This window comes from Streptococcus halitosis (genome assembly GCF_027691175.1).
GTDB lineage: Bacteria > Bacillota > Bacilli > Lactobacillales > Streptococcaceae > Streptococcus > Streptococcus halitosis_A.
In genome coordinates, this window is record NZ_JAQFBD010000001.1 from 535,655 (window position 1) to 559,712 (window position 24,058).

26 protein-coding genes are annotated in these 24,058 nt (G+C 42.5%); 20 read left to right on the forward strand and 6 right to left on the reverse strand.

What is annotated here, in order from left to right; translation table 11 throughout:
* The first annotated feature begins 15 nt into the window (after positions 1-15).
* Positions 16-453 carry an Rrf2 family transcriptional regulator gene (locus PG086_RS02565; RefSeq protein WP_270747687.1) on the forward strand — a complete coding sequence of 146 codons (438 nt, stop codon included), beginning with the start codon at positions 16-18 and terminating at the stop codon, positions 451-453.
* Positions 454-523: 70 nt separating this feature from the next.
* Positions 524-1,546, forward strand: coding sequence for a YdcF family protein (locus PG086_RS02570; RefSeq protein WP_270747688.1), 1,023 nt, complete (start codon positions 524-526; stop codon positions 1,544-1,546).
* A 286-nt stretch (positions 1,547-1,832) separates the two neighbouring features.
* On the opposite strand, the gene PG086_RS02575 is transcribed toward PG086_RS02570, so the two are convergent.
* The 5 genes from PG086_RS02575 to PG086_RS02595 all read right to left on the reverse strand — a co-directional run bounded on the left by PG086_RS02575 (position 1,833) and on the right by PG086_RS02595 (position 5,667).
* Entirely contained in the window at positions 1,833-2,615 is a 783-nt protein-coding gene (locus PG086_RS02575; protein ID WP_247941674.1) for a DUF4037 domain-containing protein, read from the reverse strand.
* Between the two features lie 129 nt (positions 2,616-2,744).
* Positions 2,745-3,404, reverse strand: coding sequence for an amino acid ABC transporter permease (locus PG086_RS02580; RefSeq protein ID WP_000443888.1), 660 nt, complete (start codon positions 3,402-3,404; stop codon positions 2,745-2,747).
* 9 nt (positions 3,405-3,413) lie between these two features.
* Positions 3,414-4,091: an amino acid ABC transporter permease gene (locus PG086_RS02585; protein WP_084917987.1), complete on the reverse strand. Its 678-nt coding sequence runs from the start codon at positions 4,089-4,091 to the stop codon at positions 3,414-3,416.
* Between the two features lie 12 nt (positions 4,092-4,103).
* Positions 4,104-4,898 carry a transporter substrate-binding domain-containing protein gene (locus PG086_RS02590; protein ID WP_247941673.1) on the reverse strand — a complete coding sequence of 265 codons (795 nt, stop codon included), beginning with the start codon at positions 4,896-4,898 and terminating at the stop codon, positions 4,104-4,106.
* 10 nt (positions 4,899-4,908) lie between these two features.
* The gene (locus PG086_RS02595) at positions 4,909-5,667 is read right to left on the reverse strand and encodes an amino acid ABC transporter ATP-binding protein (RefSeq protein WP_045617531.1); all 759 of its coding nucleotides are present in this window, start codon (positions 5,665-5,667) and stop codon (positions 4,909-4,911) included.
* Positions 5,668-5,843: 176 nt separating this feature from the next.
* Here PG086_RS02595 and recJ point away from each other — a divergent pair, with 176 nt between their 5' ends.
* From recJ to brnQ, 14 genes are all read left to right on the forward strand, one after another.
* Positions 5,844-8,063 carry a single-stranded-DNA-specific exonuclease RecJ gene (recJ, locus tag PG086_RS02600; RefSeq protein ID WP_270747694.1) on the forward strand — a complete coding sequence of 740 codons (2,220 nt, stop codon included), beginning with the start codon at positions 5,844-5,846 and terminating at the stop codon, positions 8,061-8,063.
* 175 nt (positions 8,064-8,238) lie between these two features.
* Positions 8,239-9,900: a ribonuclease J gene (locus PG086_RS02605; protein WP_270747697.1), complete on the forward strand. Its 1,662-nt coding sequence runs from the start codon at positions 8,239-8,241 to the stop codon at positions 9,898-9,900.
* Between the two features lie 67 nt (positions 9,901-9,967).
* Positions 9,968-10,747 carry an alpha/beta hydrolase gene (locus PG086_RS02610; RefSeq protein ID WP_270747700.1) on the forward strand — a complete coding sequence of 260 codons (780 nt, stop codon included), beginning with the start codon at positions 9,968-9,970 and terminating at the stop codon, positions 10,745-10,747.
* Between the two features lie 104 nt (positions 10,748-10,851).
* Positions 10,852-11,553 (forward strand): M57 family metalloprotease, encoded by a 702-nt coding sequence (locus PG086_RS02615; RefSeq protein ID WP_033583472.1) that lies wholly within the window; start codon positions 10,852-10,854, stop codon positions 11,551-11,553.
* Positions 11,554-11,654: 101 nt separating this feature from the next.
* On the forward strand, positions 11,655-13,478 hold the full coding sequence (gene uvrC, locus PG086_RS02620; protein ID WP_270747704.1) for an excinuclease ABC subunit UvrC: 1,824 nt from the start codon (positions 11,655-11,657) through the stop codon (positions 13,476-13,478).
* A gap of 24 nt (positions 13,479-13,502) precedes the next feature.
* The gene (locus PG086_RS02625) at positions 13,503-14,114 is read left to right on the forward strand and encodes a hypothetical protein (RefSeq protein ID WP_270747706.1); all 612 of its coding nucleotides are present in this window, start codon (positions 13,503-13,505) and stop codon (positions 14,112-14,114) included.
* Positions 14,104-14,970, forward strand: coding sequence for a metallophosphoesterase family protein (locus PG086_RS02630; RefSeq protein WP_270747707.1), 867 nt, complete (start codon positions 14,104-14,106; stop codon positions 14,968-14,970). Before PG086_RS02625 ends, PG086_RS02630 begins: the two co-directional genes overlap by 11 nt.
* Positions 14,971-15,101: 131 nt before the next feature.
* Positions 15,102-15,626 carry a hypothetical protein gene (locus PG086_RS02635; RefSeq protein WP_270747708.1) on the forward strand — a complete coding sequence of 175 codons (525 nt, stop codon included), beginning with the start codon at positions 15,102-15,104 and terminating at the stop codon, positions 15,624-15,626.
* Between the two features lie 185 nt (positions 15,627-15,811).
* On the forward strand, positions 15,812-16,417 hold the full coding sequence (locus tag PG086_RS02640) for a nitroreductase family protein (protein ID WP_270747709.1): 606 nt from the start codon (positions 15,812-15,814) through the stop codon (positions 16,415-16,417).
* Positions 16,418-16,429: 12 nt separating this feature from the next.
* Positions 16,430-17,830 (forward strand): dipeptidase PepV, encoded by a 1,401-nt coding sequence (gene pepV / locus PG086_RS02645; protein WP_033583477.1) that lies wholly within the window; start codon positions 16,430-16,432, stop codon positions 17,828-17,830.
* A gap of 53 nt (positions 17,831-17,883) precedes the next feature.
* The gene (locus PG086_RS02650; RefSeq protein ID WP_270747711.1) at positions 17,884-18,462 is read left to right on the forward strand and encodes a uracil-DNA glycosylase family protein; all 579 of its coding nucleotides are present in this window, start codon (positions 17,884-17,886) and stop codon (positions 18,460-18,462) included.
* A gap of 3 nt (positions 18,463-18,465) precedes the next feature.
* Positions 18,466-18,702 (forward strand): hypothetical protein, encoded by a 237-nt coding sequence (locus PG086_RS02655; RefSeq protein ID WP_109289731.1) that lies wholly within the window; start codon positions 18,466-18,468, stop codon positions 18,700-18,702.
* Positions 18,703-18,712: 10 nt separating this feature from the next.
* Positions 18,713-19,000: a rhodanese-like domain-containing protein gene (locus PG086_RS02660; protein WP_109289732.1), complete on the forward strand. Its 288-nt coding sequence runs from the start codon at positions 18,713-18,715 to the stop codon at positions 18,998-19,000.
* A 185-nt stretch (positions 19,001-19,185) separates the two neighbouring features.
* Positions 19,186-20,511 (forward strand): branched-chain amino acid transport system II carrier protein, encoded by a 1,326-nt coding sequence (gene brnQ / locus PG086_RS02665; RefSeq protein WP_270747715.1) that lies wholly within the window; start codon positions 19,186-19,188, stop codon positions 20,509-20,511.
* 48 nt (positions 20,512-20,559) lie between these two features.
* Here the strand turns inward: brnQ and PG086_RS02670 are convergent, their stop codons facing one another.
* Positions 20,560-21,111 (reverse strand): DUF1307 domain-containing protein, encoded by a 552-nt coding sequence (locus tag PG086_RS02670; protein ID WP_270747716.1) that lies wholly within the window; start codon positions 21,109-21,111, stop codon positions 20,560-20,562.
* 137 nt (positions 21,112-21,248) lie between these two features.
* On the opposite strand from PG086_RS02670, the gene PG086_RS02675 reads away from it, so the two are divergent.
* From PG086_RS02675 to rplK, 4 genes are all read left to right on the forward strand, one after another.
* Entirely contained in the window at positions 21,249-22,286 is a 1,038-nt protein-coding gene (locus tag PG086_RS02675) for a M42 family metallopeptidase (RefSeq protein WP_270747717.1), read from the forward strand.
* A 1-nt stretch (position 22,287) separates the two neighbouring features.
* Positions 22,288-22,749 (forward strand): HIT family protein, encoded by a 462-nt coding sequence (locus tag PG086_RS02680; protein ID WP_270747718.1) that lies wholly within the window; start codon positions 22,288-22,290, stop codon positions 22,747-22,749.
* A 14-nt stretch (positions 22,750-22,763) separates the two neighbouring features.
* Complete coding sequence (ldcB, locus tag PG086_RS02685; RefSeq protein ID WP_061453363.1) at positions 22,764-23,480, forward strand: LD-carboxypeptidase LdcB/DacB; 717 nt, start codon at positions 22,764-22,766, stop codon at positions 23,478-23,480.
* Positions 23,481-23,602: 122 nt separating this feature from the next.
* Positions 23,603-24,028 (forward strand): 50S ribosomal protein L11, encoded by a 426-nt coding sequence (gene rplK / locus PG086_RS02690; RefSeq protein ID WP_001085808.1) that lies wholly within the window; start codon positions 23,603-23,605, stop codon positions 24,026-24,028.
* Positions 24,029-24,058: the final 30 nt, after the last annotated feature.

A 24,058-nucleotide genomic window follows, 5' to 3' on the forward strand; every position in this document is an offset into this window, starting at 1 on the left:
TGAAAGGGGAACAAAATGCAAATTTCAAGTCGATTTACCATTGCGATCCATATGCTAATTATCATTGCTATCAAGGGCCAGGAAAGTAAGGTGACCAGTGATTTTCTCGCAGCTAGCGTTGGAGTTAATCCAGTCATTATCCGTAAGACTTTGTCGCAACTCAAAAAAGCAGGATTGATTTCAGTTGCGCGTGGGACGGGTGGTACCGAAATTATCAAAGACCTCCAAGATATTAGCCTTTTTGATGTTTATCAGGCAGTCGAATGTTTAGGAAAATCTGGTAAGCTCTTTAGTTTCCATGACAATCCAAATCCTAATTGCCCAATTGGTGCGAATATCCATGCAGTCTTGGACCAAAAGTTGTTTGATGTTCAAGCAGCTATGGAAAACCAACTGCGTCAGACAAGTCTGGCTCAGGTTGTGGCAGATGCAGAAGCAAGAATTGTAAAATAATAAGAGGGCTAGGCTCCTCTTTTTCTATTGCCATAATTATGGTACAATGTAGTCATTAAAGGAGGAGACTATGTACTTTATCACAGGATTTTTTGTCCTACTTTTTCTCGTTTCGTTTTTAAGGGACAATCGCAGTCTCTGGAATCCAGCTCTCTTGCTTTTGTCTTTACTCTTTTCTTATATGTCTATTGCCAATCTTTTTTACGAAGCTGGGCAGAAAGAAGTGCACATGGTTTTCTTTGCAGGGATTTTTCTCCTGCTGCCTCTTTTAGTTTTTCTAAGTGGTTTTTTCCTTATTTATAATGGATTTGTGTTATTGAAAAAAGAAGGAAAATCCAAGGCAAATTATTTGTCTCTAGGATTAGGCTGCGTGATTCTATTCTTTTTTGTGATCATGGCGATTCGAGTGAGCGATACCAAGGGCTTGTTTTACACCAATCATCTAGTGAATATTATCTTTTTCTTTTTGATTTATTCGTATTTGATTTTTGGTTTTGCCTTTGCAGGATTTCTGCTTTATTCCATTCTGTATCTTTTCATTCCTAAGAAAAAATATTATGATTTTATCATCATTCACGGAGCAGGCTTGTTGAATGGAGAAAAAGTCACTCCCTTACTGAAGAGTCGCATTGACAAGGCAGTAGAAGCCTATCACCAGTCTCTCAATCCCAATGTTAAAATCATCGCAAGTGGTGGTCAAGGTGGGGATGAGAAGATTTCCGAAGCTCAGGTAATTTGTAATTATTTGCTGGAAGAGACGGATGTTCCGAGAGAAGCGATTCTCCTAGAGGAAGACTCAACGACGACCTATGAGAATCTTCTCTTCTCAAAAGAAATGGGAGAGAAGCTGGTGGCCAGTCCACGTTTTCTCTTTGTGACCAATGATTACCATGTTTTTCGTACCAGTACCTATGCTCGCCGTATTGGGATGAAGGGAGATGGTCTTGGTTGCCGTACAGCCGCCTACTATATCCCATCGGCCTTTATCAGAGAATACATTGCTCTATGTGTGAAGATGAGATGGCTTTTTCTCGCCTTCTATATTTTATTAATTTTAGCTCTGATTTTCTCCTATAGAGGTGTTCTATGGTAATATGTAAAATTCATATTGTAATTCTTGTTAGAATCTCTAAAAAATCTTGTAGTAACCCTAAGGGAAAAATTGTCACTAGTAATGAAAGAGCAGGGTAAGTGATTGTGAGTGCGGTTTTTGGAACGGTTTCATGATTGCTCGTCAATCAATTGAACAATTTCTAACCTAGTTGCAGATTTTTAGAGAGAGTCAAAAATAGGCAACTGAATATGAGTAGACTAGAATTTTACAGTCAACGACAAATAAAAATGTGAACAGCAACAGAGGTTCACATTTTCTTTTTGGTCTATGGCAAAATGGCTTTTAGTTCCTTCAGGATAGTTTGCAAGGTTACGATCGCTTGTTCTCCTTGTTGTGGTTGATAGAGTAGTTGGAAATACTTGCGAATAGTTTCTTCAAATTGCTTAGGGAGGAGAGTACAATGGGCCTTTGCGTACTCCAGCATCCGTTTTTCACCAGGATGGGTTTGCTCATTGAGCGCAAACAACAAGTCAAAGTAGGAAGCAAAAAATTCACTTGAGCGGTGATTCATACTGAGAAGATCTTGGCGTTTGATAGCTTTTTCTATTTGGTGAGAGAAGGCAGGCATGGCTTGTTCTAGTAAAAGGAGTTGCCTTTCAATGATATGCTTTTTGAGTTCCTGTGGATAGGGAATCTGGCAGGTTCTTTGGAGCGAAGCATAGTGTCCATTCGGGTCGTATAAAATCTTGCTGTGGAGTAGATTATGCCACATGCAAGTTGTATAGGCATTTTGAGCTTTGTGTTGAAAAACGGTTGAGTTCAATTCTTGTTCAAACGACTCCAGTGAACGATAAATCAACTCGATTTCGATACCGTTGTTTAGTACGCAGTCATCCTCTAACTCCCAAAACTGATTTCCAATTTCCATATAGGAGCAGTATTCACTCAAAATTTTTAGGCGAGTCGCCTCATCAATAGGAGAGTTGAGATAGACATAAACGTCATAGTCAGAGTTTTGATCGTAGGCTTGTCCTGCACGAGAACCACCAAGAGCAATAGCTTCTACTTGTTCCAGTTGAGAGAATTCTTTGCAAAGTTCGTGGATCATGATTTTTCTCCTTGTTTTATGGTTTTAAAGTCATTTTACCAAAAAGTAAAACGTTTGCATAGCATTAAGTTACTCTTTTCCATCTATAGAAAAAAATGTGAACCCTTGTTTTGAGTTCACATTTCGTTTTTATTCTGCGGCTTGTTGCCAACGTTTTGCTAGCTTATGAGACAGGCTAGAAATGGCAAAGTTAAAGATAAAGTAAATCAAGGCAATCAGGATATAAAGACTGAAGACCTGCTCTGGTTCGAAATAGCGTCCCATGAGAATTTGGCTGGCGCCAAAGAGTTCCTGTAGAGCGATAACAGAGTAGAGAAGGCTGGTATCCTTAATCACAGTTACAAACTGAGAAATGATAGCTGGCAGCATTTTACGGATCGCTTGTGGGAGAATGATGTAGTAGAGGATTTGCGCAGAGGTGAATCCTTGCGACATTCCTGCTTCATGCTGGCCCTTGTCCACGGCATTGAGGCCGCCTCGGATAATCTCAGCCAGGGCTGCTGAGGTAAAGAGGGTAAAGGCTGTAATACCAGCTGGCGTGGACTTCATCTTAAACACCAAAAAGATGGTGAAAATCCAGAGAAGGTTGGGAACGTTACGTACAAACTCGATATAAATGCTGGAGATGATCCGTAAGACAGGATTTTTCCCATTTCTCATGACGGCTAGTACTGTTCCGATAAGGGTCGAGAGGACGATAGCAATCAGAGAAATGTAGAGGGTCAAGCCGAATCCTTTAAAGATAAAGACTAGGTTATCTGGGGTCAAAACTTCTAAAATAGATTCCATAGTAACCTCCTAAAGTGAATAGGCTTTTTTGTTGGCTTGCTCCATCTTGCGGCCAAACTGGGCAACAGGGAAGCATAGGGCAAAGTAGAGAAGAGCAGCACCTAAAAAGGCTGGGATGTAGTTTCCGTTGAGAGCCGACCAAGACTTAGTCACAAACATCAAGTCCACTCCAGAGATGATGGCAACTGTAGAGGTATTCTTGATGAGGTTAACGATTTGATTGGTCAAAGGTGGGAGAATGATGCGGAAAGCCTGAGGCAAGATAATCAAGCGCATGGCACTGATATAGGTAAAACCTTGCGACAAGGCGGCCTCCATCTGACCACTAGGAATAGACTGAATCCCTGAACGAATAACCTCAGCGATATAAGCGCCGTGATAGAGTCCCACGCAGAGAACAGCTGTCCAATAAATCGGAATCATGATGGTATGGTCACTGATAAGAGGTAGGCCATAAAAAACGATGACAAACTGCACCAATAGGGGAGTGTTTTGATAAAATTCGACAAAAATACGAGCCAAAACGCGCAAGACTGGGCGTTTGCTGGTTGACATGGCTCCAAAGAAGATGCCCAAAACCATGGCGAGGATAAAGGATCCGATTGCTAGGGCAAGGGTGAAGAGGAAACCATTGAAAAATTGTCCAAAATCCTGAAAATAGGCTGTCCAAGATGATAAATCTGTCATGGGGTGTCCTCCTTAATCTGCGGTATGGCTAGATGGTTTAAGTTTGTAACGGTCATAGAGCTTCTGCAAACTACCATCCTTGCTCCATTTAGTGACCAAGCTATCAAGATAATCGTTGAGCTCGGTGTTTGATTTCTTGGTAACAATACCGTAGTCAGATGGTTTAAAACTATCATCTAGCAATTCTGTTCGTTTACTGGTGTAGCCAGACAGGATAGAGCGGTCCACGGAAAAGGCATCAATACGGTGAGCGTGAAGGGAAGTAATCAATTCTGGATAGGAACCAAGTTCGACGAATTTAAAGGTTAGACCTTTCTTTTTGCCCAGTTCAGTAATCAAGCGCTGGGTGATGGAGCCTTGGGCAACCCCAATCGTTTTTCCGTTTAGGTCCTCAATGCTTTTGATGTTGGCGGATTTATTGACCAAAAAACCAGAAGCATCCGTATAGTAGGGACTGGTGAAGTTGTATAGTTTTTTACGTTCGTCTGTGATGGTGAAGGTTGCGATATCCATGTCGACCTGTTCATTGTCTAGTAGTGGTCCTCGGGTTTGAGCGGTAACTGGAACGTAGCGAACCTTGACCTTGAGTTCGTCTGCAATCATCTTGGCAAGGTCCGTTTCGATACCAGAATAAGTCCCTGTCTTGGGATCCTTGTAGCCAAAATTCGGAACGTCTTGTTTGACACCGACAACTAGTTCGCCTCTTTTTTGAATGTCTGCGACGCTAGTATCAGCCTGGACTGGTTTGGCAGCAGCAAGGCTGAAAAGACTAATCAATAATGCGGATAAAAAGAATTTCTTTTTCATAGGCGCCTCCTTATTTGACTTTGTCACTTTCGTGGTTGATAATTTTGCTGAGGAATTGTTGGGCACGAGGTTCGCTTGGGTTGTCAAAAAAGTCATCGACATCTGTCGTATCCACCAAAACTTCTCCGTCTGCCATAAAGATGATGCGGTCCGCAACCTCTCGAGCAAAGCCCATTTCGTGGGTAACGATGATCATATTCATCCCGTCATGCGCCAGTTTTTGCATAACTGCTAGAACATCTCCGATAGTCTCAGGATCAAGAGCAGATGTTGGCTCATCAAAGAGAAGTAGCTCTGGATGCATAGCGAGTCCGCGTGCAATGGCAATCCGTTGTTTTTGTCCACCAGATAGCATGGCTGGATAGGAATCTTTCTTGTCCCACATATTTACAAATTCCAGATATTTTTGGGCTGTTTTTTCAGCTTCTTTTTTATCAATTCCTAGAACTTTAACGGGTGCGAGTGTTACGTTTTCTAACACTGTTTTGTGTGGATAAAGGTTAAAATGTTGGAAAACCATGCCGACTTCCTTACGAAGAGGAACTAAATCCTTCTGACTGGCACCTGCTACTTGATGTCCATTTACTAGGAGACTTCCTTTGTCAACAGCCTCTAAACCATTGATCGTACGGATAAGAGTGGACTTTCCAGAACCAGAAGGTCCAAGCAGGACAACGACTTGTCCTTTTTCAAAACGGAGATTGATGTCGCGGAGTGCGTGGTAGTCTCCGTAATATTTTTCGACGTTTTTAAATTCTACTAAAGCCATGAGAGATCTCCTTTGTGTTAGATTTTATAACATGATTCTACACCAAAAGATTTGTCTTGTCAAATAATATCAGAAAAAAGTTAGTAAAATTTTTGTACAAAGCAATCTGAATAGAGAAAAAGCCTAAATCATGTTATAATGAAACGATAGAATTCTTAGAAAGAGTGGATGTTTTTTTGATAACTCCTACTTATGAATGGCAGTTTGCCCCGCAGGTTGAAGATGCGGATTTTACAAAGATAGCCAAGAAGGCTGGACTGGGCCCTGAGGTGGCTCGGTTATTGTTTGAGAGAGGGATTCAGGATGAGGAAAGTTTAAAGAAGTTTTTAGAACCTTCTTTAGAGGACTTGCATGACCCCTATCTGCTCCATGATATGGACAAGGCAGTGAAAAGGATTCGTCAGGCTATTGAAGAAGGGGAGAATATTCTCGTCTATGGAGACTATGATGCGGATGGTATGACTTCAGCTTCGATTGTGAAGGAAAGTTTGGAACAGCTTGGCGCCGAGTGCCGTGTTTACCTGCCCAATCGTTTTACCGATGGCTATGGTCCCAATGCCAGTGTCTATAAATACTTTATCGAGCAAGAGGGAATTTCCTTGATTGTGACAGTGGATAATGGAGTTGCTGGTCACGAGGCTATTGAATTGGCCCAGTCTATGGGAGTGGATGTTATTGTGACTGACCACCATTCTATGCCGGAAACCCTTCCTGATGCCTATGCGATTGTTCACCCTGAGCATCCAGATGCGGACTATCCCTTCAAATGTTTAGCTGGTTGTGGAGTGGCTTTCAAGCTGGCTTGCGCCCTTTTAGAAGAAGTGCAAGTGGAATTGCTTGATTTGGTCGCTATCGGTACCATTGCAGATATGGTGAGCTTGACAGATGAAAACCGTATCATGGTTCAATATGGTCTGGAAATGCTGGGGCATACTCAGCGTATTGGCCTACAAGAAATGCTGGATATGGCTGGGATTGCTGCTAATGAAGTAACAGAAGAAACGGTTGGTTTCCAGATTGCCCCTCGTTTAAATGCCTTGGGGCGCTTGGATGATCCCAATCCTGCCATTGATTTGTTGACTGGGTTTGACGACGAGGAAGCACATGAGATTGCCCTCATGATTCATCAGAAAAACGAAGAGCGCAAGGAAATCGTTCAGTCAATCTATGAAGAAGCTAAGACCATGGTGGATCCTGAGAAGAAGGTCCAGGTTTTGGCCAAGGAAGGCTGGAATCCTGGCGTTCTGGGTATCGTGGCTGGGCGCTTGCTGGAAGAACTAGGGCAGACAGTTATCGTTCTCAATATAGAAGATGGTCGTGCCAAGGGTAGCGCTCGTAGTGTGGAAGTGGTCGATATTTTTGAAGCCTTGGATCCCCATCGCGACCTCTTTATCGCCTTTGGCGGCCATGCTGGTGCAGCTGGAATGACGCTGGAAGTGGAGAAACTCTCAGATTTATCTCAGGTTTTGGAAGACTATGTCCGTGAAAAAGGTGCAGATGCTGGTGGCAAGAACAAGTTAAATCTAGATGAAGAGCTGGATTTGGAGACTCTTAGTTTAGAAACGGTTAAAAGCTTTGAATGCTTGGCACCCTTTGGAATGGATAATCAGAAACCTGTCTTTTATATCAAGGATTTTCATGTCGAAAGTGCCCGTACTATGGGAGCAGGCAATGCCCACCTCAAACTAAAAATTTCCAAGGGTGAGACGAATTTTGAAGTGGTAGCCTTTGGTCAAGGTAGGTGGGCGACAGAGTTTGCTCAAACCAAGAATCTAGAGTTGGCAGTCACCTTGTCTGTCAATCAATGGAATGGCCAAACTGCTCTCCAGTTGATGATGGTGGATGCGCGTGTGGAGGGTGTTCAACTCTTTAACATTCGTGGGAAGAATGCAGTCTTGCCAGAAGGGGTTCCAGTTTTGGATTTCTCTGGAGAGTTGCCAGATCTAGCGAATAGTGATGCTGTGGTTGTGAAAACCATTCCCGAGGATATTACCTTGCTGAAGACCATTTTTCAGGAACAGGATTTCTCAGCTGTCTATTTCAAAAACGACATCGATAAGGCCTACTATCTGACAGGTTATGGGACTAGGGAACAGTTTGCCAAATTGTACAAGACCATTTACCAGTTCCCAGAGTTTGATATTCGCTACAAGCTCAAAGATTTGGCAACTTATCTCAATATCCAACAAATCTTGCTGGTCAAGATGATCCAAGTATTTGAGGAACTGGGCTTTGTGACGATCAAAGATGGTGTCATGACAGTCAATAAAGAAGCGCCGAAAAGGGAAATTGCTGAAAGTCAGATTTACCAAAATCTCAAACAGACCGTTAAAGACCAAGAAATGATGGCGCTGGGTACCGTGCAAGAAATATATGACTTTTTAATGGAGAAATAGTAGAAGTTAGGAAAGAGTTGGGTAACCAGCTCTTTTTTGAAAACAAATCTTCGTTTTGAAAATCATCAAAAAAATGGTATAATGGTAGGAAAAGATTCGGCTGAAAGTTTTAGAACTTTTAGAATAAGAGGGTAAACCTACCCTATAATCAAGATAATTAAGTTTCGGAGGGAAAATGAGTAATATCAGTTTAACAACACTAGGTGGTGTACGAGAAAATGGGAAAAATATGTACATCGCTGAAATCGATGAATCTATCTTTGTTTTGGATGCAGGGCTTAAATACCCTGAAAATGAACAACTAGGGGTTGATGTCGTCATTCCAAACATGGACTACCTTTTTGAAAATAGCGACCGTATCGCAGGGGTCTTCTTGACTCACGGGCATGCGGATGCCATTGGTGCCCTGCCTTATCTTTTGGCAGAGGCTAAGGTGCCTGTGTTTGGCTCTGAGTTGACCATCGAGTTGGCGAAACTCTTTGTCAAAGGAAATGATACGGTTAAGAAATTCAATGACTTCCATGTGATTGATGAAGATACGGAGATTGACTTTGGAGGGACTGTGGTTTCCTTCTTCCGTACGACTCACTCCATCCCGGAAAGCCTGGGAGTTGTGTTAAAAACACCAAAAGGGAACATTGTTTACACAGGCGACTTCAAATTTGACCAGACGGCTAGTGAATCCTATGCGACGGATTTTGCGCGTTTAGCCGAAATCGGCCGTGACGGTGTCTTGGCACTTCTCAGTGATTCTGCGAATGCAGACAGCAATATCCAGGTGGCGAGCGAGAGTGAAGTTGGGGATGAAATTACCCAAACCATCGCTGACTGGGACGGCCGTATCATCGTTGCCGCGGTTGCCAGCAACCTTTCTCGTATCCAGCAGGTTTTTGATGCGGCTGCGGAGACTGGCCGCCGAGTCGTTTTGACTGGATTTGATGTTGAAAATATCGTTCGTACAGCGATTCGTCTCAAAAAATTATCTCTAGCTAATGAAAGCCTTTTGATTAAACCAAAAGAAATGTCTCGTTTTGAAGACCATGAGTTGATTATCCTAGAGACAGGTCGTATGGGTGAACCCATCAATGGGCTTCGCAAGATGTCTGTTGGGCGCCACCGTTATGTAGAAATCAAGGATGGGGACTTGGTTTATATTGTAACAACTCCATCCACCGCCAAAGAAGCAGTTGTGGCTCGCGTTGAAAATATGATTTACCAAGCTGGTGGTGTGGTAAAACTCATTACCCAGAGTTTGCGAGTATCAGGACACGGAAATGCGCGTGATTTGCAGTTGATGATCAATCTTTTGCAACCGAAATATCTCTTCCCTGTCCAAGGGGAGTACCGTGAGTTGGATGCGCATGCCAAGGCTGCCATGGCAGTTGGAATGTTGCCAGAGCGCATTTTCATCCCTAAAAAGGGAACGATCATGTCCTATGAACATGGAGATTTCGTCCCAGCTGGAGCAGTTTCTGCAGGCGATGTCATGATTGATGGAAATGCCATTGGAGATGTTGGGAATGTCGTTCTTCGCGACCGTAAGGTCTTGTCAGAGGATGGGATCTTTATTGTGGCTATCACTGTTAACCGTCGTGAGAAGAAGATTGTGGCTAAGGCTCGTGTTCATACGCGTGGATTTATCTACCTTAAGAAAAGTCGTGACATTCTCCGTGAAAGTTCAGAATTGATTAACCAAACGGTAGAAGAGTATCTTCAAGGGGATGACTTTGACTGGGCAGATCTCAAAGGCAAAGTTCGTGACAATTTGACCAAGTACCTCTTTGATCAAACCAAGCGTCGCCCAGCAATCTTGCCAGTCGTGATGGAAGCAAAATAATAAGCAGAATACCTACAGAAAAAGTCGAAATTCGGCTTTTTCTTATAAATAGTAAAAGGAGAAAATCATGGCAGTTATGAATATTGAGTATTACTCTGAAGTTTTGGATATGGAGTGGGGTGTTACCGTACTCTATCCAGATGCTAGTCGAGTGACTGAACCAGATTGCACAGATATTCCTGTGCTTTACCTTTTGCACGGAATGTCAGGAAATCAAAATAGCTGGCTCAAACGTACCAATGTCGAACGCTTGTTGCGTGGGACCAATCTCATTGTCATCATGCCCAATACAAACAATGGCTGGTACACAGATACCCAGTACGGTTTTAACTACTTTACTGCTCTAGCAGAAGAACTCCCCCAAGTCATGAAACGTTTCTTCCCCAATATGACCAGTAAGCGAGAAAAAACCTTTATTGCAGGTCTCTCCATGGGAGGCTATGGTTCCTTCAAGCTGGCTCTCGCAACCGATCGTTTTTCTCGTGCGGCTAGTTTTTCCGGTGCACTCAGTTTTCAAGAATTTTCTCCTGAAAGTCAGGATTTGGGATCACTTGCCTACTGGCGAGGAGTTTTTGGAGAGATTAAAGACTGGACAGCTAGTCCTCATTCGCTTGAAAGCATGGCTGCAAGATCCGATAAAAAGACCAAACTATGGGCTTGGTGTGGGGAACAAGACTATCTTTACTCTGCCAATAACCTCGCAGTGAAAAACCTCAAAAATCTTGGTTTTGAGGTGACCTATAGTCATAGTCCAGGTAAGCACGAGTGGTACTACTGGGAAAAACAATTGGAACGTTTTTTAGCTACTCTACCAATTGACTTTGTCTTGGAAGAACGTTTATCTTAGTTTTAGGTTTCTTTCAGCTTTCTTCAGTAAAATAGAGAATCTATCTTGATCAAGGAGAATGTGATTTCAAGATAGGTTCTTATTTTTATGAAAGGTGGGGCGTCATGTTCTGGATTATTCGATTATTCTTCCGATTTCTTTTGGGAATTTGGCGTTTCTTCTGGCGTCTGGTTTGGACTGTGGCCATTCTACTGCTTATTGCCTTTGGAGTGCTTTGGTACCTGACTGGTGATTTTCATTCTGCGGTCAATCAGGTTGAAAAAATGAGCAAGATAGGTCAAGGTGGCTGGAATCAATGGAAGGAGACGGGAACGCTGGAAGTCTTGTCTCAGACAGACAGTCACCAACATGCAGAAGGCAAGTGGGCTCAGGCCTCAGCTCGCATCTATATTGAACCTCAAATGGATGAGACCTTCCAAGGTGCCTATGCAGAAGCTATAAAAAACTGGAATCAAACGGGATCCTTTACCTTTGAGGTGGTTGCGGATCCTAGCCAGGCAGATATTGTGGCAAGTGAGATGAATGATGGATCGACCGCTGTAGCTGGTCAAGCCGAGAGTCAAACCAATTTGTTAACCAAACAATTTATATCTGTAACGGTTCGCCTGAATCACTATTATCTATCCAATCCAAACTATGGTTACTCTTATGAACGAATCGTGCACACGGCGGAGCACGAGCTGGGACATGCCATCGGATTGGATCACACCAACGAGACTTCTGTCATGCAGCCGGCAGGTTCCTACTATGGGATTCAGCCTCGGGATGTGACGGCTGTTCAAGAACTCTATACCAGTAGCGACTAGATGAAGTCGGTGCAATCCGAAAAGAAATTAAAGCTCCTCCATTAAGCGGTTGGTGGGGCTTTTTGTTCGTCCTGTCACGGCCTTTTTGCTATAATGGAACTATGAATAACTTGATCAAATCAAAACTAGAGCTCTTACCAACCAGCCCTGGTTGTTACATTCACAAGGATAAAAATGGCACTATTATCTATGTAGGAAAGGCTAAAAATCTGCGCAATCGCGTGCGGTCCTATTTCCGTGGAAGTCACGATACCAAGACAGAGGCCTTGGTGTCTGAAATTGTGGATTTTGAATTTATCGTCACTGAGTCTAATATTGAGGCGCTTCTCCTAGAAATCAACCTGATCAAGGAGAATAAGCCTAAATACAATATCATGCTCAAGGACGACAAGTCCTATCCCTTCATCAAAATCACCAATGAGCGTTATCCTCGCTTGATTATCACCCGTCAGGTCAAAAAGGACGGAGGACTCTACTTTGGCCCCTATCCAGATGTAGGGGCAGCCAATGAAATCAAGCGGTTGCTGGATCGGATTTTTCCTTTTCGTAAGTGTACCAATCCGCCGTCTAAGGTCTGTTTTTATTACCACATCGGCCAATGTGTGGCCCATACCATCTGTAAAAAAGATGAGGCTTATTTCCAGTCCATGGCTCAGGAGGTTTCTGATTTCCTAAAAGGGCAGGATGATAAAATCATTGATGACCTCAAGGGGAAGATGGCAAAGGCAGCTCAAAGTATGGAGTTTGAACGTGCGGCGGAATACCGTGACCTGATTCAGGCTATCGGAACGCTTCGGACCAAGCAACGGGTTATGGCCAAGGATCTTCAAAATCGGGATGTATTTGGCTACTATGTGGATAAAGGCTGGATGTGTGTTCAGGTTTTCTTTGTCCGTCAAGGCAAGCTCATTGAGCGAGATGTCAATCTCTTCCCTTACTACAATGATCCGGATGAGGATTTTTTGACCTATGTGGGACAATTCTATCAAGAAAAATCCCACCTGGTTCCCAATGAGGTACTGATTCCGCAGGATATTGATGAAGAAGCCGTCAAGGCCTTGGTGGATACTAAGATTTTCAAGCCCCAACGTGGTGAGAAAAAACAACTGGTCAATTTGGCTATAAAGAATGCCCGTGTTAGTCTGGAGCAGAAGTTCAATCTGCTAGAAAAATCTGTTGAAAAGACCCAAGGAGCTATTGAAAATCTGGGACGCTTGCTCCAAATCCCGACTCCGGTTCGCATCGAGTCCTTCGATAACTCTAATATCATGGGAACCAGTCCTGTTTCAGCTATGGTGGTTTTTGTCAATGGCAAACCAAGTAAAAAAGACTACCGAAAGTACAAGATAAAAACGGTTGTTGGTCCAGACGATTATGCCAGTATGCGTGAAGTTATTCGCAGACGTTATGGTCGAGTTCAACGAGACGGTTTGACTCCTCCTGATTTGATTGTCATTGATGGGGGACAAGGTCAAGTCAATATCGCAAAGCAAGTCATCCAAGAAGAGCTAGGTTTGGATATCCCAATTGCAGGTCTGCAAAAGAATGACAAGCACCAAACCCATGAGCTACTCTTTGGAGATCCGCTTGAGGTGGTGGAGTTGTCTCGCAATTCTCAGGAATTTTTCCTCCTCCAACGCATTCAGGATGAGGTGCACCGTTTTGCCATCACCTTCCACCGTCAACTGCGCTCCAAAAATTCCTTTTCATCACAACTGGATGGAATTGAAGGATTGGGACCTAAACGCAAGCAGAATCTCATGAAGCATTTCAAGTCCCTCACTAAAATCAAGGAAGCCAGTGTGGATGAGATTGTCGAAGTTGGTGTGCCAAGGGCAGTCGCAGAAGCTGTTCAGAGAAAGTTGAACCCTCAGGAAGAAGTGGAATGGGCTCAAGTAGCGGAACCATTAAAAGAATTAGAATAAGTATCTAGATAGAAAGTAGAAGAAATGAATAGGATTGAGATTGACAGAGATATACTCCTTTTTTTACGATTTGCTTACTTTGGGAATTCAAAAGATTTATTTTTAGCTGCAACTACTCGAGCCTATCTTGATTTTAATCGAACCTTGCGATTTCATGGCATGCCAGATGAACAGCGCTTGGAGATGAGAAATCGAGCTTCTAAGTGTATCAAAGAAGCGATTTTAAATCTCTTGAATCGGGACAAGCTGTGTCAAACTGATTTTGATAGTTGGCATCATAGGACTTGTGATGTTCTGATAGATTGCTATCGTTCAAATGGGATTCGATTCACTTATGGTCATGCTCAAAAGTGGATTAATATGACGTTCAAGTATCTGTATATGCTTGAAGCTGTAACCCTAGACTCCGTTTTTTCTTTTTTACACGTACCGATAGACAACATCGTGTTAGAGAGGGCGAACAAACAGTTGTGTATCCCAAAACCTTCTCAAGTGTGGAGTAGTTGGGGAGATTACGCTTTCTATCTTCAATATCAAGGTTATTTGAGACAAAGAATAGGCAAGGAAGCTCCCCTTCGTTGGGAGTTTCACAATTGGCTAGATGAAATAGAAAAAGGAAATCAACATGAACCATAAAATCGCAATTTTATCAGATATTCATGGAAATGCGACTGCCTTAGAAGCAGTGATTGCAGATGCTAAAACTCAAGGAGCCAGTGAATACTGGCTTCTGGGAGACATTTTCCTCCCTGGTCCAGGTGCAAATGACTTGGTCGCCCTGCTAAAGGACCTTCCTATCACGGCAAGTGTTCGAGGCAACTGGGATGATTGTGTCCTTGATGCTTTAGATGGGCAATATGGCTTAGAAGACCCACAGGAAGTCCAGCTCATGCGATTAACCCAGTTTTTGATGGAGCGAATGGATCCTGAAACGATTGTCTGGCTACGAAGCTTGCCTTTGCTGGAAAAGAAAGAAGTTGACGGACTGCGCTTTTCTCTCTCTCATAATTTACCTGAAAAAAACTATGGTGGGGACCTGTCTGTTGGGAATAACACAGATAAATTTGACCAACTCCTAGATGAGGAAACCGACGTGGCAGTCTATGGTCATGTTCATAAGCAGTTACTTCGTTACGGCAGTCAAGGGCAACAAATCATCAATCCAGGTACGATTGGCATGCCCTATTTTGATTGGGAGGCGTTAAAAAATCACCGTGCCCAGTACGCCGTGATAGAAGTAGAAGATGGGGAATTGGTAAACATTCTATTCCGAAAAGTTGCGTATGACTATGAAGCGGAGTTAGAATTAGCTAAGTCTCAGGGCCTTCCCTTTATCGAAATGTATGAAGAACTACGTCGTGAAGATAACTATCAGGGGCACAATTTGGAACTTTTGGCTAGTTTAATCGAAAAACATGGATATGTAGAGGAGGTAAAGAATTATTTTGATTTCTTGCAAAGTGAGAAATCAAAATGGACGCCCTTAATTTGAAGTGAGGTTTGTAGTCGAATCGCTTAGAAAAGAGTTAGACGATGAGGAAGAAAAGATGCCTCAGCTAAAGTTTGACATTGAAATTATTTTGTTATAGAATGGACTTAATTCTTAATAAAAAGGAGAACATTATGAAGAAAATTATTACAGCCAGTATGGCTCTTTTATCTGTTGTTGTTTTAGTAGCATGTTCAGGGAAAACAACGTCTGATTCTTCGACTAAGGCTTCAAGCTCTGTAGAACAAACTTCTTCTTCAGAGACCTCATCAACAACGTCTAGTTCAAAGACAGAAAATAATGAGGTTGTTTTGATCACCGATGAAGAAATTGACAATGCTAAAACTGTTGGAGATGTGAAGAAAGTCTTTGGTAAATTAGTCGACAATTATAAAAAGCATGCAGTTGAAATTGGAGAAAAAATTCCAGAGAGTGGAAAAGAAGCATATAACGCCCAAGTTGAACCCGCACTTAAGTCTATGGAGACTGTAAGAGAGTCATTTAACGAAAGTCTTTCAAGTATTGGTTCTGATGATACAGTAGTGCCAGAACAAACGCGTACTCTATTTGTTCAACAGTTGAAAACTGGACGTGACACAATGAAGAAAGCGCTGGAAGCGGCTTATAAAGCAGTTGCTCCATACACATCTGGTCAATAATATGAGAAAGTAGGTGAGTTATCACCTGCTTTTTGATTGCTTCAAATCTAAAGCGATACCTACTTAAAGAGCTTAAAATAAATAGCAGAGAGTTTGAAAGAAGTACTAACTCTATGAAAAATATCTGCAAGCTCTTTCAAAATATGGTAGAATAGAAGCAGTAGAATTAGAAAAGGAAATCGATTATGAAATTTCTTGAATTAAACAAAAAACGTCATGCGACCAAGCATTTCATTGATAAGCCAGTTGACCCTAAAGATGTACGCACGGCTATTGAAATCGCAACCTTAGCCCCAAGTGCCCATAACAGCCAGCCATGGAAGTTTGTAGTCGTTCGTGAGAAAAATGCTGAATTGGCAAAATTGGCATACGGTTCGAACTTTGAGCAGGTGTCATCAGCACCTGTAACCATTGCCTTGTTTACAGATACGGACCTTGCTAAACGTGCCCGCAAGATTGCCCGTGTTGGTGGTGCAAAGAATTTCTCAGAAGAGCAACTTCAATACTTTATGAAAAATTTGCCTGCCGAGTTTGCGCGTTACAATGAACAACAAGTCAGCGACTACTTGGCTCTTAATGCAGGACTAGTAGCTATGAACTTGGTTCTGGCTCTTACAGACCAGGGAATTGGTTCAAACATTATCCTTGGTTTTGATAAATCAAAAGCCAATGAGGTTTTGAACATCGAAGACCGCTTCCGCCCAGAACTCTTGATTACGGTAGGTTACACTGACGAAAAATTGGAACCAAGCTACCGCTTGCCAGTAGATGAAATCATTGAGAAAAGATAGAAAGAAGAAAAAATGACAGCAATTGATTTTACAGCAGAAGTAGAAAAACGCAAAGAAGACCTCTTGGCTGACTTGTTTAGCCTTTTGGAAATCAACTCAGAACGTGATGATAGCAAGGCAGATGCGCAGCATCCATTTGGACCTGGTCCAGTAAAAGCCTTGGAAAAATTCCTTGAAATCGCAGACCGTGACGGCTATCCAACTAAGAATGTCGACAACTACGCAGGGCATTTTGAGTTTGGTGAAGGAGAAGAAGTTCTCGGAATCTTTGCTCACATGGACGTGGTGCCAGCTGGTAGTGGTTGGGACACAGATCCTTACACACCAACTATCAAAGACGGTCGTCTTTATGCGCGTGGGGCTTCAGACGACAAGGGGCCTACAACAGCTTGTTACTATGGCTTGAAAATCATCAAAGAATTGGGCCTTCCAACTTCTAAAAAAGTTCGTTTCATCGTCGGAACAGACGAAGAATCAGGCTGGGCAGATATGGACTACTACTTTGAACATGTAGGACTTGCAAAACCAGACTTTGGCTTCTCTCCAGACGCTGAATTCCCTATCATCAATGGTGAAAAAGGAAATATCACAGAATACCTTCACTTTGCAGGTGAAAATGCAGGTGCTGCTCGTCTTCACAGCTTTACAGGTGGTTTGCGTGAAAACATGGTACCTGAATCAGCAACAGCAGTCGTTTCAGGTGTCTTAGCTGACTTGCAAGCTAAACTAGATGCCTTTGTTGCAGAGCACAAACTCAGAGGAGAACTCCAAGAAGAAAACGGTCAGTACAAGGTGACTGTGATTGGTAAATCTGCCCATGGTGCTATGCCTGCTTCAGGTGTCAATGGTGCGACCTACCTAGCATTCTTCCTCAGCCAATTTGACTTTGCTGGACCAGCCAAAGACTACCTCGACATTGCTGGTAAGATTCTCTTGAATGACCATGAGGGTGAAAATCTCAAGGTTGCTCATGTGGATGAAAAAATGGGTGCCCTTTCTATGAATGCGGGTGTCTTCCGCTTTGACGAAGCAAGTGCTGACAATACCATTGCCCTCAACTTCCGTTATCCAAAAGGAACAAGCCCAGAGCAAATCAAGTCAATCCTTGAAAACTTGCCAGTTGCTTCTGTTAGCCTCTCTGCCCATGGTCATACACCTCACTATGTACCGATGGAAGATCCACTTGTGCAAACCTTGTTGAATGTCTATGAAAAACAAACTGGTCTCCAAGGTCACGAACAAGTCATCGGTGGTGGTACCTTTGGTCGTTTGCTAGAACGTGGGGTTGCCTACGGTGCGATGTTCCCAGACTCAATTGACACTATGCACCAAGCCAATGAATTTATCGCCTTGGACGATCTCTTCCGAGCAGCAGCAATCTATGCAGAAGCTATCTATGAATTGATCAAATAAAACGATAGAAGTCTGAGATTTTATGCTTGGACTTCTTTTTGGAGGGAAAACAGATGTCTCAAATTGAAAGAATTAAGAAAGCTATTATGGCGGATCCGCAGAATGCCAGCTACACAGAACGAGGAATCGAACCTCTCTTTGCGGCGCCAAAAACTGCTCGCATCAATATTGTCGGTCAAGCTCCGGGGGTTAAAACGCAAGAAGCTGGGATTTATTGGAAGGATAAGAGTGGTGATCGTCTGCGTGAGTGGCTAGGTGTAGATGAAGATACCTTTTACAATTCGGGCTTGTTTGCAGTTATTCCCATGGATTTTTATTTCCCAGGACATGGAAAATCGGGCGACCTTCCCCCCCGTAAAGGCTTTGCCGAAAAATGGCACCCACAACTCCTCAAGGAATGTCCAAATATTGAATTGACACTTTTGATTGGGCAATATGCCCAAGCCTATTATTTACATGAGAAAATTAGTGGCAAGGTAACAGAACGGGTAAAACGCTACAAAGACTATCTACCAGAATTTTTCCCTCTGGTTCACCCATCACCACGAAATCAAATCTGGATGGCTAAAAATCCTTGGTTTGAGTCAGAAGTGGTGCCAGATTTGAAAAAAAGAATTAAAACGATTTTATAGTCAATGAAAATCAAAGAGCAAACTAGGAAGCTAGCCGCAGGCTGCTCAAAGTACAGCTTTGAGGTTGCAGATAAAACTGACGAAGTCAGCTCAAAACACTGTTTTGAGGTTGCAGATAAAACTGACGAAGTCAGCTCAAAACACTGTTTTGAGGTTGTGGATAGAACTGACGAAGTCAGTAACCATAACTACGGTAAGGCGACGCTGACGTGGTTTGAAGAGATTTTCGAAGAGTATTAGGAGAAAAAGAATGAAAGAAATAGCCTTCGATGAATTTTACCAGCTCTATCAGAAAGAGTCCCTTTCAGTCTTAGACGTGAGAGAAGTAGAAGAGTTCGAGGCGCTTCATTTAGAAGGTGCTCAGAACCTACCACTTGGTCAATTAGCTGATATCTTTGATCGATTGGATAAGGACCTCTTGTATTATGTCATTTGTAAATCTGGGATGAGGTCAGCGCGTGCTTGTCAATTTCTAGCTGAAAAGGGTTATGACGTTATCAATGTCCAAGGTGGAATGACGGCCTTTGAAAATCTTTAAACCTATATGGCGATAGATCCTAGTTTTCCCTTGCTCGGCTCCAACTGAGTAAGGGATTTTGTTTTTAGATAATTCTTATTTTTAAAAATATTGAAAACATTCAATATTTACTTCGTGATGCTTTTTTCATACTCTTATTCGTGATATACTAGGTCAGTATTTTAGAAATATGAAGGAGATTCTTTATGGCTAAAAAAGGTGCCCTAACAGGTTTGCTCCTGTTTGGAATATTTTTTGGTGCGGGGAACTTGATTTTTCCGCCTTCTCTAGGTGCCCTATCTGGAGAACATTTTCTTCCTGCCATTGCAGGTTTTGTCTTTTCAGGCGTCGGTATCGCCGTTTTGACTCTCATTATTGGAACACTAAACCCGAAAGGATACATTCACGAGATTTCTAAGAAAATCTCACCTTGGTTTGCGACGCTTTATCTTGCAGTCCTCTATCTATCGATTGGTCCCTTCTTTGCCATTCCACGTACTGCCACAACAGCTTATGAAGTTGGGATTAGCCCCCTCTTGTCTGAAGCAAATAAAGGCCTAGGATTGATTATCTTTACTGTGTTGTATTTTGCAGCAGCCTATCTGATTTCGCTTAATCCATCAAAAATCTTGGATCGAATCGGACGTGTTTTAACGCCAGTCTTTGCCTTGTTGATCGTTATCTTGGTTGTACTAGGTGCCTTCAAATATGGTGGAACAAGCCCTCAAGCGGCCTCAGAAGCCTATCAATCCTCTGCTTTTGGGACAGGTTTCCTAGAAGGGTATAATACCTTGGATGCCCTTGCCTCAGTTGCCTTTAGTGTGATTGCAGTTCAAACCTTGAAACAACTTGGATTCTCCAGTAAGAAAGAATACATTTCAACTATTTGGGTGGTTGGTATCGTTGTAGCTCTTGCCTTTAGCGCTCTTTATATCGGTTTAGGATTCCTTGGAAATCATTTCCCAGTACCAGCAGAAGCGATGAAGGGTGGAACACCAGGTGTTTATATCTTGTCACAAGCAACTCAGGAAATCTTTGGTTCAACAGCTCAACTCTTCCTTGCTGTTATGGTAACTGTAACCTGCTTCACAACGACAGTTGGATTGATTGTGTCGACAGCAGAGTTCTTTAACGGACGTTTCCCACAAATCAGCTACAAGGTCTATGCCACTGCCTTTACCTTGATTGGGTTTGCTATTGCAAATCTTGGTCTTGATGCAATCATTAAGTACTCAGTGCCAGTACTGGTAATCTTGTACCCAATCACCATCGCCATTGTGATGATCGTGATTGTTAATAAGTTTATCGCCCTATCAAAACCGGGCATGCAGTTAACTATTGGGCTTGTTACAGCGATTGCTCTTGCAAGCGTCCTTGGAAGTTCTTTTAAGATTGAGTTTCTAGCAAATCTCGTCAATGCTCTTCCGTTTGCAGCTGCCTCTCTTCCATGGCTAGTGCCAGCTATTATCGGAATCTTGCTTTCATTGGTTCTACCAAACAAACAAGAGAGTGATGTTTTTGAGATGGAATAAAAAAATTCTTGGTCATCGACCAAGAATTTTTTGTATGAGCACGACTCATTAGTTAGTTTGTTCAGTATAACCAGCTTCTTTAAGCATTTTTTTCGAGGCAGCAAAGCTTACACGGTTTCCAATACCAGAATATTCGTTCGGCATTGCTTTTTTCAATTCGTCAAGACTTGCGACAGTCATGTCAACCTCGATGCTTTGGATAACTTTTTCGTCTTGAATTTCAACTTTTTGTGTAACCCCTTTGACCCCTTCATAACCTTTATAAGTATCGTCAACAATTTCCTTAATACCTTCCGCAGTATTATTAAGTTTTTCAGGTTCAAGTACATTATGAACAGTTTGTTTTACAACGTCATCTCCCTTCACAGTATAAGTCAAGGTAGAATGAATCCCAGGTTTGCTATTGTGGACAAATGTGTGAGTTTCTGTCTCATCTTTCTTTTCAGATGATTGTTGGCTGCTTTGTTTGCTCTCACTTGACTGAGTTGTTGTGTCTTCTTTGCTACTGCTGCTAGCAGGTGTTGATGCTTGTTTGGAACATCCGAGTAGGAGGACAAGTGAAGCTACAAGGGCTAGTGATACTTTAAAGTATGATTTCATATTTTTACTTTCCTTTTATAATCAAAGTATTTGTATTATAACATGTATCTATAGTGAAAGCAACTAAACACAGTTTTTCTCCTTTTGAGAAGGAGTCTGACTAGAAAAGTGATATAATGTTAGGAAGAGGTGAAGAAATGAATCAAACTGTAGAATATATCAAAGAACTAACCGCAATTGCATCTCCAACAGGCTTTACTCGTGAGATCTCAGACTATCTAGTCCATACTTTAGAGAAACTTGGTTACCAGCCTGTTCGTACAGCTAAGGGCGGTGTCAATGTGACCATTAAAGGTCAAAATGATGAGCAACAACGTTATGTGACTGCCCATGTGGATACGCTGGGTGCTATTGTCCGTGCTGTCAAACCAGATGGCCGTCTCAAATTAGATCGTATCGGTGGTTTCCCTTGGAACATGATTGAAGGGGAGAACTGTACGGTTCATGTGGCTAGCACTTGTCAAAAGGTATCTGGGACTATTCTTATCCATCAAACTTCTTGCCATGTCTACAAAGATGCGGGAACTGCTGAACGCACACAGGACAATATGGAAGTGCGTTTGGATGCAAAAGTAACCAATGAAAAAGAAACTCGCGCCTTGGGCATCGAGGTTGGCGACTTTATCAGTTTTGACCCGAGAACTGTCGTGACAGAGACTGGTTTTATCAAGTCTCGTCACTTGGATGACAAGGTTAGCGCGGCAATTTTGCTCAATCTTCTTCGTGTTTATAAGGAAGAGGGGATTGAATTGCCAGTAACAACTCATTTTGCTTTTTCAGTCTTTGAAGAGGTTGGCCATGGTGCCAACTCCAATATTCCAGCTCAGGTAGTGGAATATCTGGCTGTAGATATGGGAGCTATGGGCGATGACCAGCAGACGGATGAGTATACAGTGTCTATCTGTGTCAAGGACGCTTCAGGTCCCTATCACTATGACTTCCGTCAACATTTAGTGGCTTTGGCGAAGGAGCAAGATATTCCATTTAAGTTGGATATCTATCCATTTTATGGTTCGGACGCTTCGGCAGCTATGTCAGCTGGAGCAGAGGTCAAACATGCCCTCCTTGGAGCTGGTATTGAATCCAGTCACTCTTACGAACGAACACACATTGATTCGGTCGTGGCGACTGAGCGTATGGTTGATGCTTATCTCAAGAGTGCATTGGTAGACTAATATGTGCTTGATTTGTCAAAGAATTGAATGGATCAAGGCAGGGGGAAATCCCTACTTTGTAAAAGAACTAGAAACAGGCTATGTTGTTATTGGAGACCACCAATACTTTAAGGGCTATACCTTGTTTTTAGCAAAAGAGCATGTCACAGAACTCCACTATATGGAGACTTCTGAAAAACTTCGTTTTCTAGAGGAAATGAGTTTGGTCCAAGAAGCTGTCGCCAAAACGTTTAAAGCTGAAAAGATGAACATCGAACTTCTAGGAAATGGAGATGCCCACGCTCACTGGCACCTCTTTCCAAGACGGTCAGGTGATATGAAGGGGCATGGATTGAATGGCCGTGGTCCAGTCTGGTGGGTACCCTGGGAAGAAATGGCGGCAGAAGATTGCCAAGTGAAATCCCATGAGTTGGAACAAATGATTAAAGCCTTATCCGATGAATTAGAGAAGCACTTGGTATAAGAGAGGAAGAAAAAATGAAAAAAAGATACATCGTTTTATCTGGTTTGCTGGCAGTAACCCTAGCAGCATGTTCTCAAGAAAAACCTAAAAATGAAGAAAACACTCAAAAAACGGAACAAACTAGTCAACCTGAAGGAACTGTAGGGAGCAAATCTCAAGCCTCTAGTCAGAAGAAGGCAGAAGTTGTCAATAAGGGAGACTACTATAGTATTCAAGGGAAGTACGATGAAATCGTCATAGCTAATAAGCACTATCCTTTGTCAAAAGACTATAATCCAGGAGAAAATCCAACAGCTAAAGCGGAGTTGCTGAAGCTCATTGCAGCAATGCAAGCAGCTGGCTACCCGATCAGCGATCATTACAGTGGTTTTAGAAGTTATGAAACTCAAACCAAACTTTATCAAGACTATGTGAACCAAGATGGTAAGGAAGCAGCAGATCGCTACTCAGCTCGCCCTGGATACAGTGAACACCAGACAGGTCTTGCTTTTGATTTGATCGGGACTAATGGAGAATTGGTAACAGAGGAGAAGGCAGCCCAGTGGCTCTTGGATCATGCGGCTGACTATGGCTTTGTTGTTCGCTATCTCAAAGGCAAGGAAAAAGAGACTGGCTATATGGCAGAAGAGTGGCATCTTCGCTACGTCGGAAAAGAAGCCAAAGAAATTGCTGCAAGTGGTCTCAGTTTGGAAGAGTACTATGGCTTTGAAGGTGGCGATTACGTCGATTAAAAAAGTAATTTTTCTCTTGCATTTTTAGATAAATAGTGTATAATAGAAAGGTATGTGTAAAGCATACTTGTGGGAGGTAAAAATCTCTAATTACCGCCAAAACCACAAAGGAGGATTTAAAAATGGCTAAAAAAGTCGAAAAACTTGTAAAATTGCAAATCCCTGCTGGTAAAGCTACACCAGCTCCACCGGTCGGACCTGCTCTTGGTCAAGCTGGTATCAACATCATGGGATTCACAAAAGAGTTCAACGCTCGTACAGCTGACCAAGCTGGTATGATCATTCCAGTTGTTATCTCAGTATACGAAGACAAATCATTTACTTTCGTTACAAAAACACCACCAGCTGCTGTTCTTTTGAAAAAAGCTGCAGGTGTTGAAAAAGGATCAGGTACACCTAACAAAACTAAAGTTGCTACAGTTACTCGTGCACAAGTACAAGAAATTGCAGAAACTAAGATGCCAGATTTGAACGCAGCAAACATTGAGTCTGCAATGCGTATGATCGAAGGTACTGCTCGTTCTATGGGATTCACTGTTGTTGACTAATCAATAACACAGTAGAAAATCTCACAGCAG

Bases quoted from the DNA above. Each gene is read 5' to 3' on its own strand.
- PG086_RS02640 (WP_270747709.1), top strand. From the start codon at position 15,812: ATGAAATTTCTTGAATTAAACAAAAAACGTCATGCGACCAAGCATTTC.
- rplK (WP_001085808.1), top strand. From the start codon at position 23,603: ATGGCTAAAAAAGTCGAAAAACTTGTAAAATTGCAAATCCCTGCTGGT.
- uvrC (WP_270747704.1), top strand. From the start codon at position 11,655: ATGAATAACTTGATCAAATCAAAACTAGAGCTCTTACCAACCAGCCCT.
- PG086_RS02675 (WP_270747717.1), top strand. From the start codon at position 21,249: ATGAATCAAACTGTAGAATATATCAAAGAACTAACCGCAATTGCATCT.
- PG086_RS02630 (WP_270747707.1), top strand. From the start codon at position 14,104: ATGAACCATAAAATCGCAATTTTATCAGATATTCATGGAAATGCGACT.
- PG086_RS02590 (WP_247941673.1), bottom strand. From the start codon at position 4,898: ATGAAAAAGAAATTCTTTTTATCCGCATTATTGATTAGTCTTTTCAGC.
- PG086_RS02650 (WP_270747711.1), top strand. From the start codon at position 17,884: ATGTCTCAAATTGAAAGAATTAAGAAAGCTATTATGGCGGATCCGCAG.
- ldcB (WP_061453363.1), top strand. From the start codon at position 22,764: ATGAAAAAAAGATACATCGTTTTATCTGGTTTGCTGGCAGTAACCCTA.
- pepV (WP_033583477.1), top strand. From the start codon at position 16,430: ATGACAGCAATTGATTTTACAGCAGAAGTAGAAAAACGCAAAGAAGAC.
- PG086_RS02570 (WP_270747688.1), top strand. From the start codon at position 524: ATGTACTTTATCACAGGATTTTTTGTCCTACTTTTTCTCGTTTCGTTT.
- PG086_RS02680 (WP_270747718.1), top strand. From the start codon at position 22,288: ATGTGCTTGATTTGTCAAAGAATTGAATGGATCAAGGCAGGGGGAAAT.
- PG086_RS02585 (WP_084917987.1), bottom strand. From the start codon at position 4,091: ATGACAGATTTATCATCTTGGACAGCCTATTTTCAGGATTTTGGACAA.
- PG086_RS02615 (WP_033583472.1), top strand. From the start codon at position 10,852: ATGTTCTGGATTATTCGATTATTCTTCCGATTTCTTTTGGGAATTTGG.
- PG086_RS02655 (WP_109289731.1), top strand. From the start codon at position 18,466: ATGAAAATCAAAGAGCAAACTAGGAAGCTAGCCGCAGGCTGCTCAAAG.
- PG086_RS02625 (WP_270747706.1), top strand. From the start codon at position 13,503: ATGAATAGGATTGAGATTGACAGAGATATACTCCTTTTTTTACGATTT.
- PG086_RS02635 (WP_270747708.1), top strand. From the start codon at position 15,102: ATGAAGAAAATTATTACAGCCAGTATGGCTCTTTTATCTGTTGTTGTT.
- PG086_RS02660 (WP_109289732.1), top strand. From the start codon at position 18,713: ATGAAAGAAATAGCCTTCGATGAATTTTACCAGCTCTATCAGAAAGAG.
- PG086_RS02575 (WP_247941674.1), bottom strand. From the start codon at position 2,615: ATGATCCACGAACTTTGCAAAGAATTCTCTCAACTGGAACAAGTAGAA.
- PG086_RS02580 (WP_000443888.1), bottom strand. From the start codon at position 3,404: ATGGAATCTATTTTAGAAGTTTTGACCCCAGATAACCTAGTCTTTATC.
- brnQ (WP_270747715.1), top strand. From the start codon at position 19,186: ATGGCTAAAAAAGGTGCCCTAACAGGTTTGCTCCTGTTTGGAATATTT.
- PG086_RS02670 (WP_270747716.1), bottom strand. From the start codon at position 21,111: ATGAAATCATACTTTAAAGTATCACTAGCCCTTGTAGCTTCACTTGTC.
- PG086_RS02610 (WP_270747700.1), top strand. From the start codon at position 9,968: ATGGCAGTTATGAATATTGAGTATTACTCTGAAGTTTTGGATATGGAG.
- PG086_RS02565 (WP_270747687.1), top strand. From the start codon at position 16: ATGCAAATTTCAAGTCGATTTACCATTGCGATCCATATGCTAATTATC.
- PG086_RS02605 (WP_270747697.1), top strand. From the start codon at position 8,239: ATGAGTAATATCAGTTTAACAACACTAGGTGGTGTACGAGAAAATGGG.
- PG086_RS02595 (WP_045617531.1), bottom strand. From the start codon at position 5,667: ATGGCTTTAGTAGAATTTAAAAACGTCGAAAAATATTACGGAGACTAC.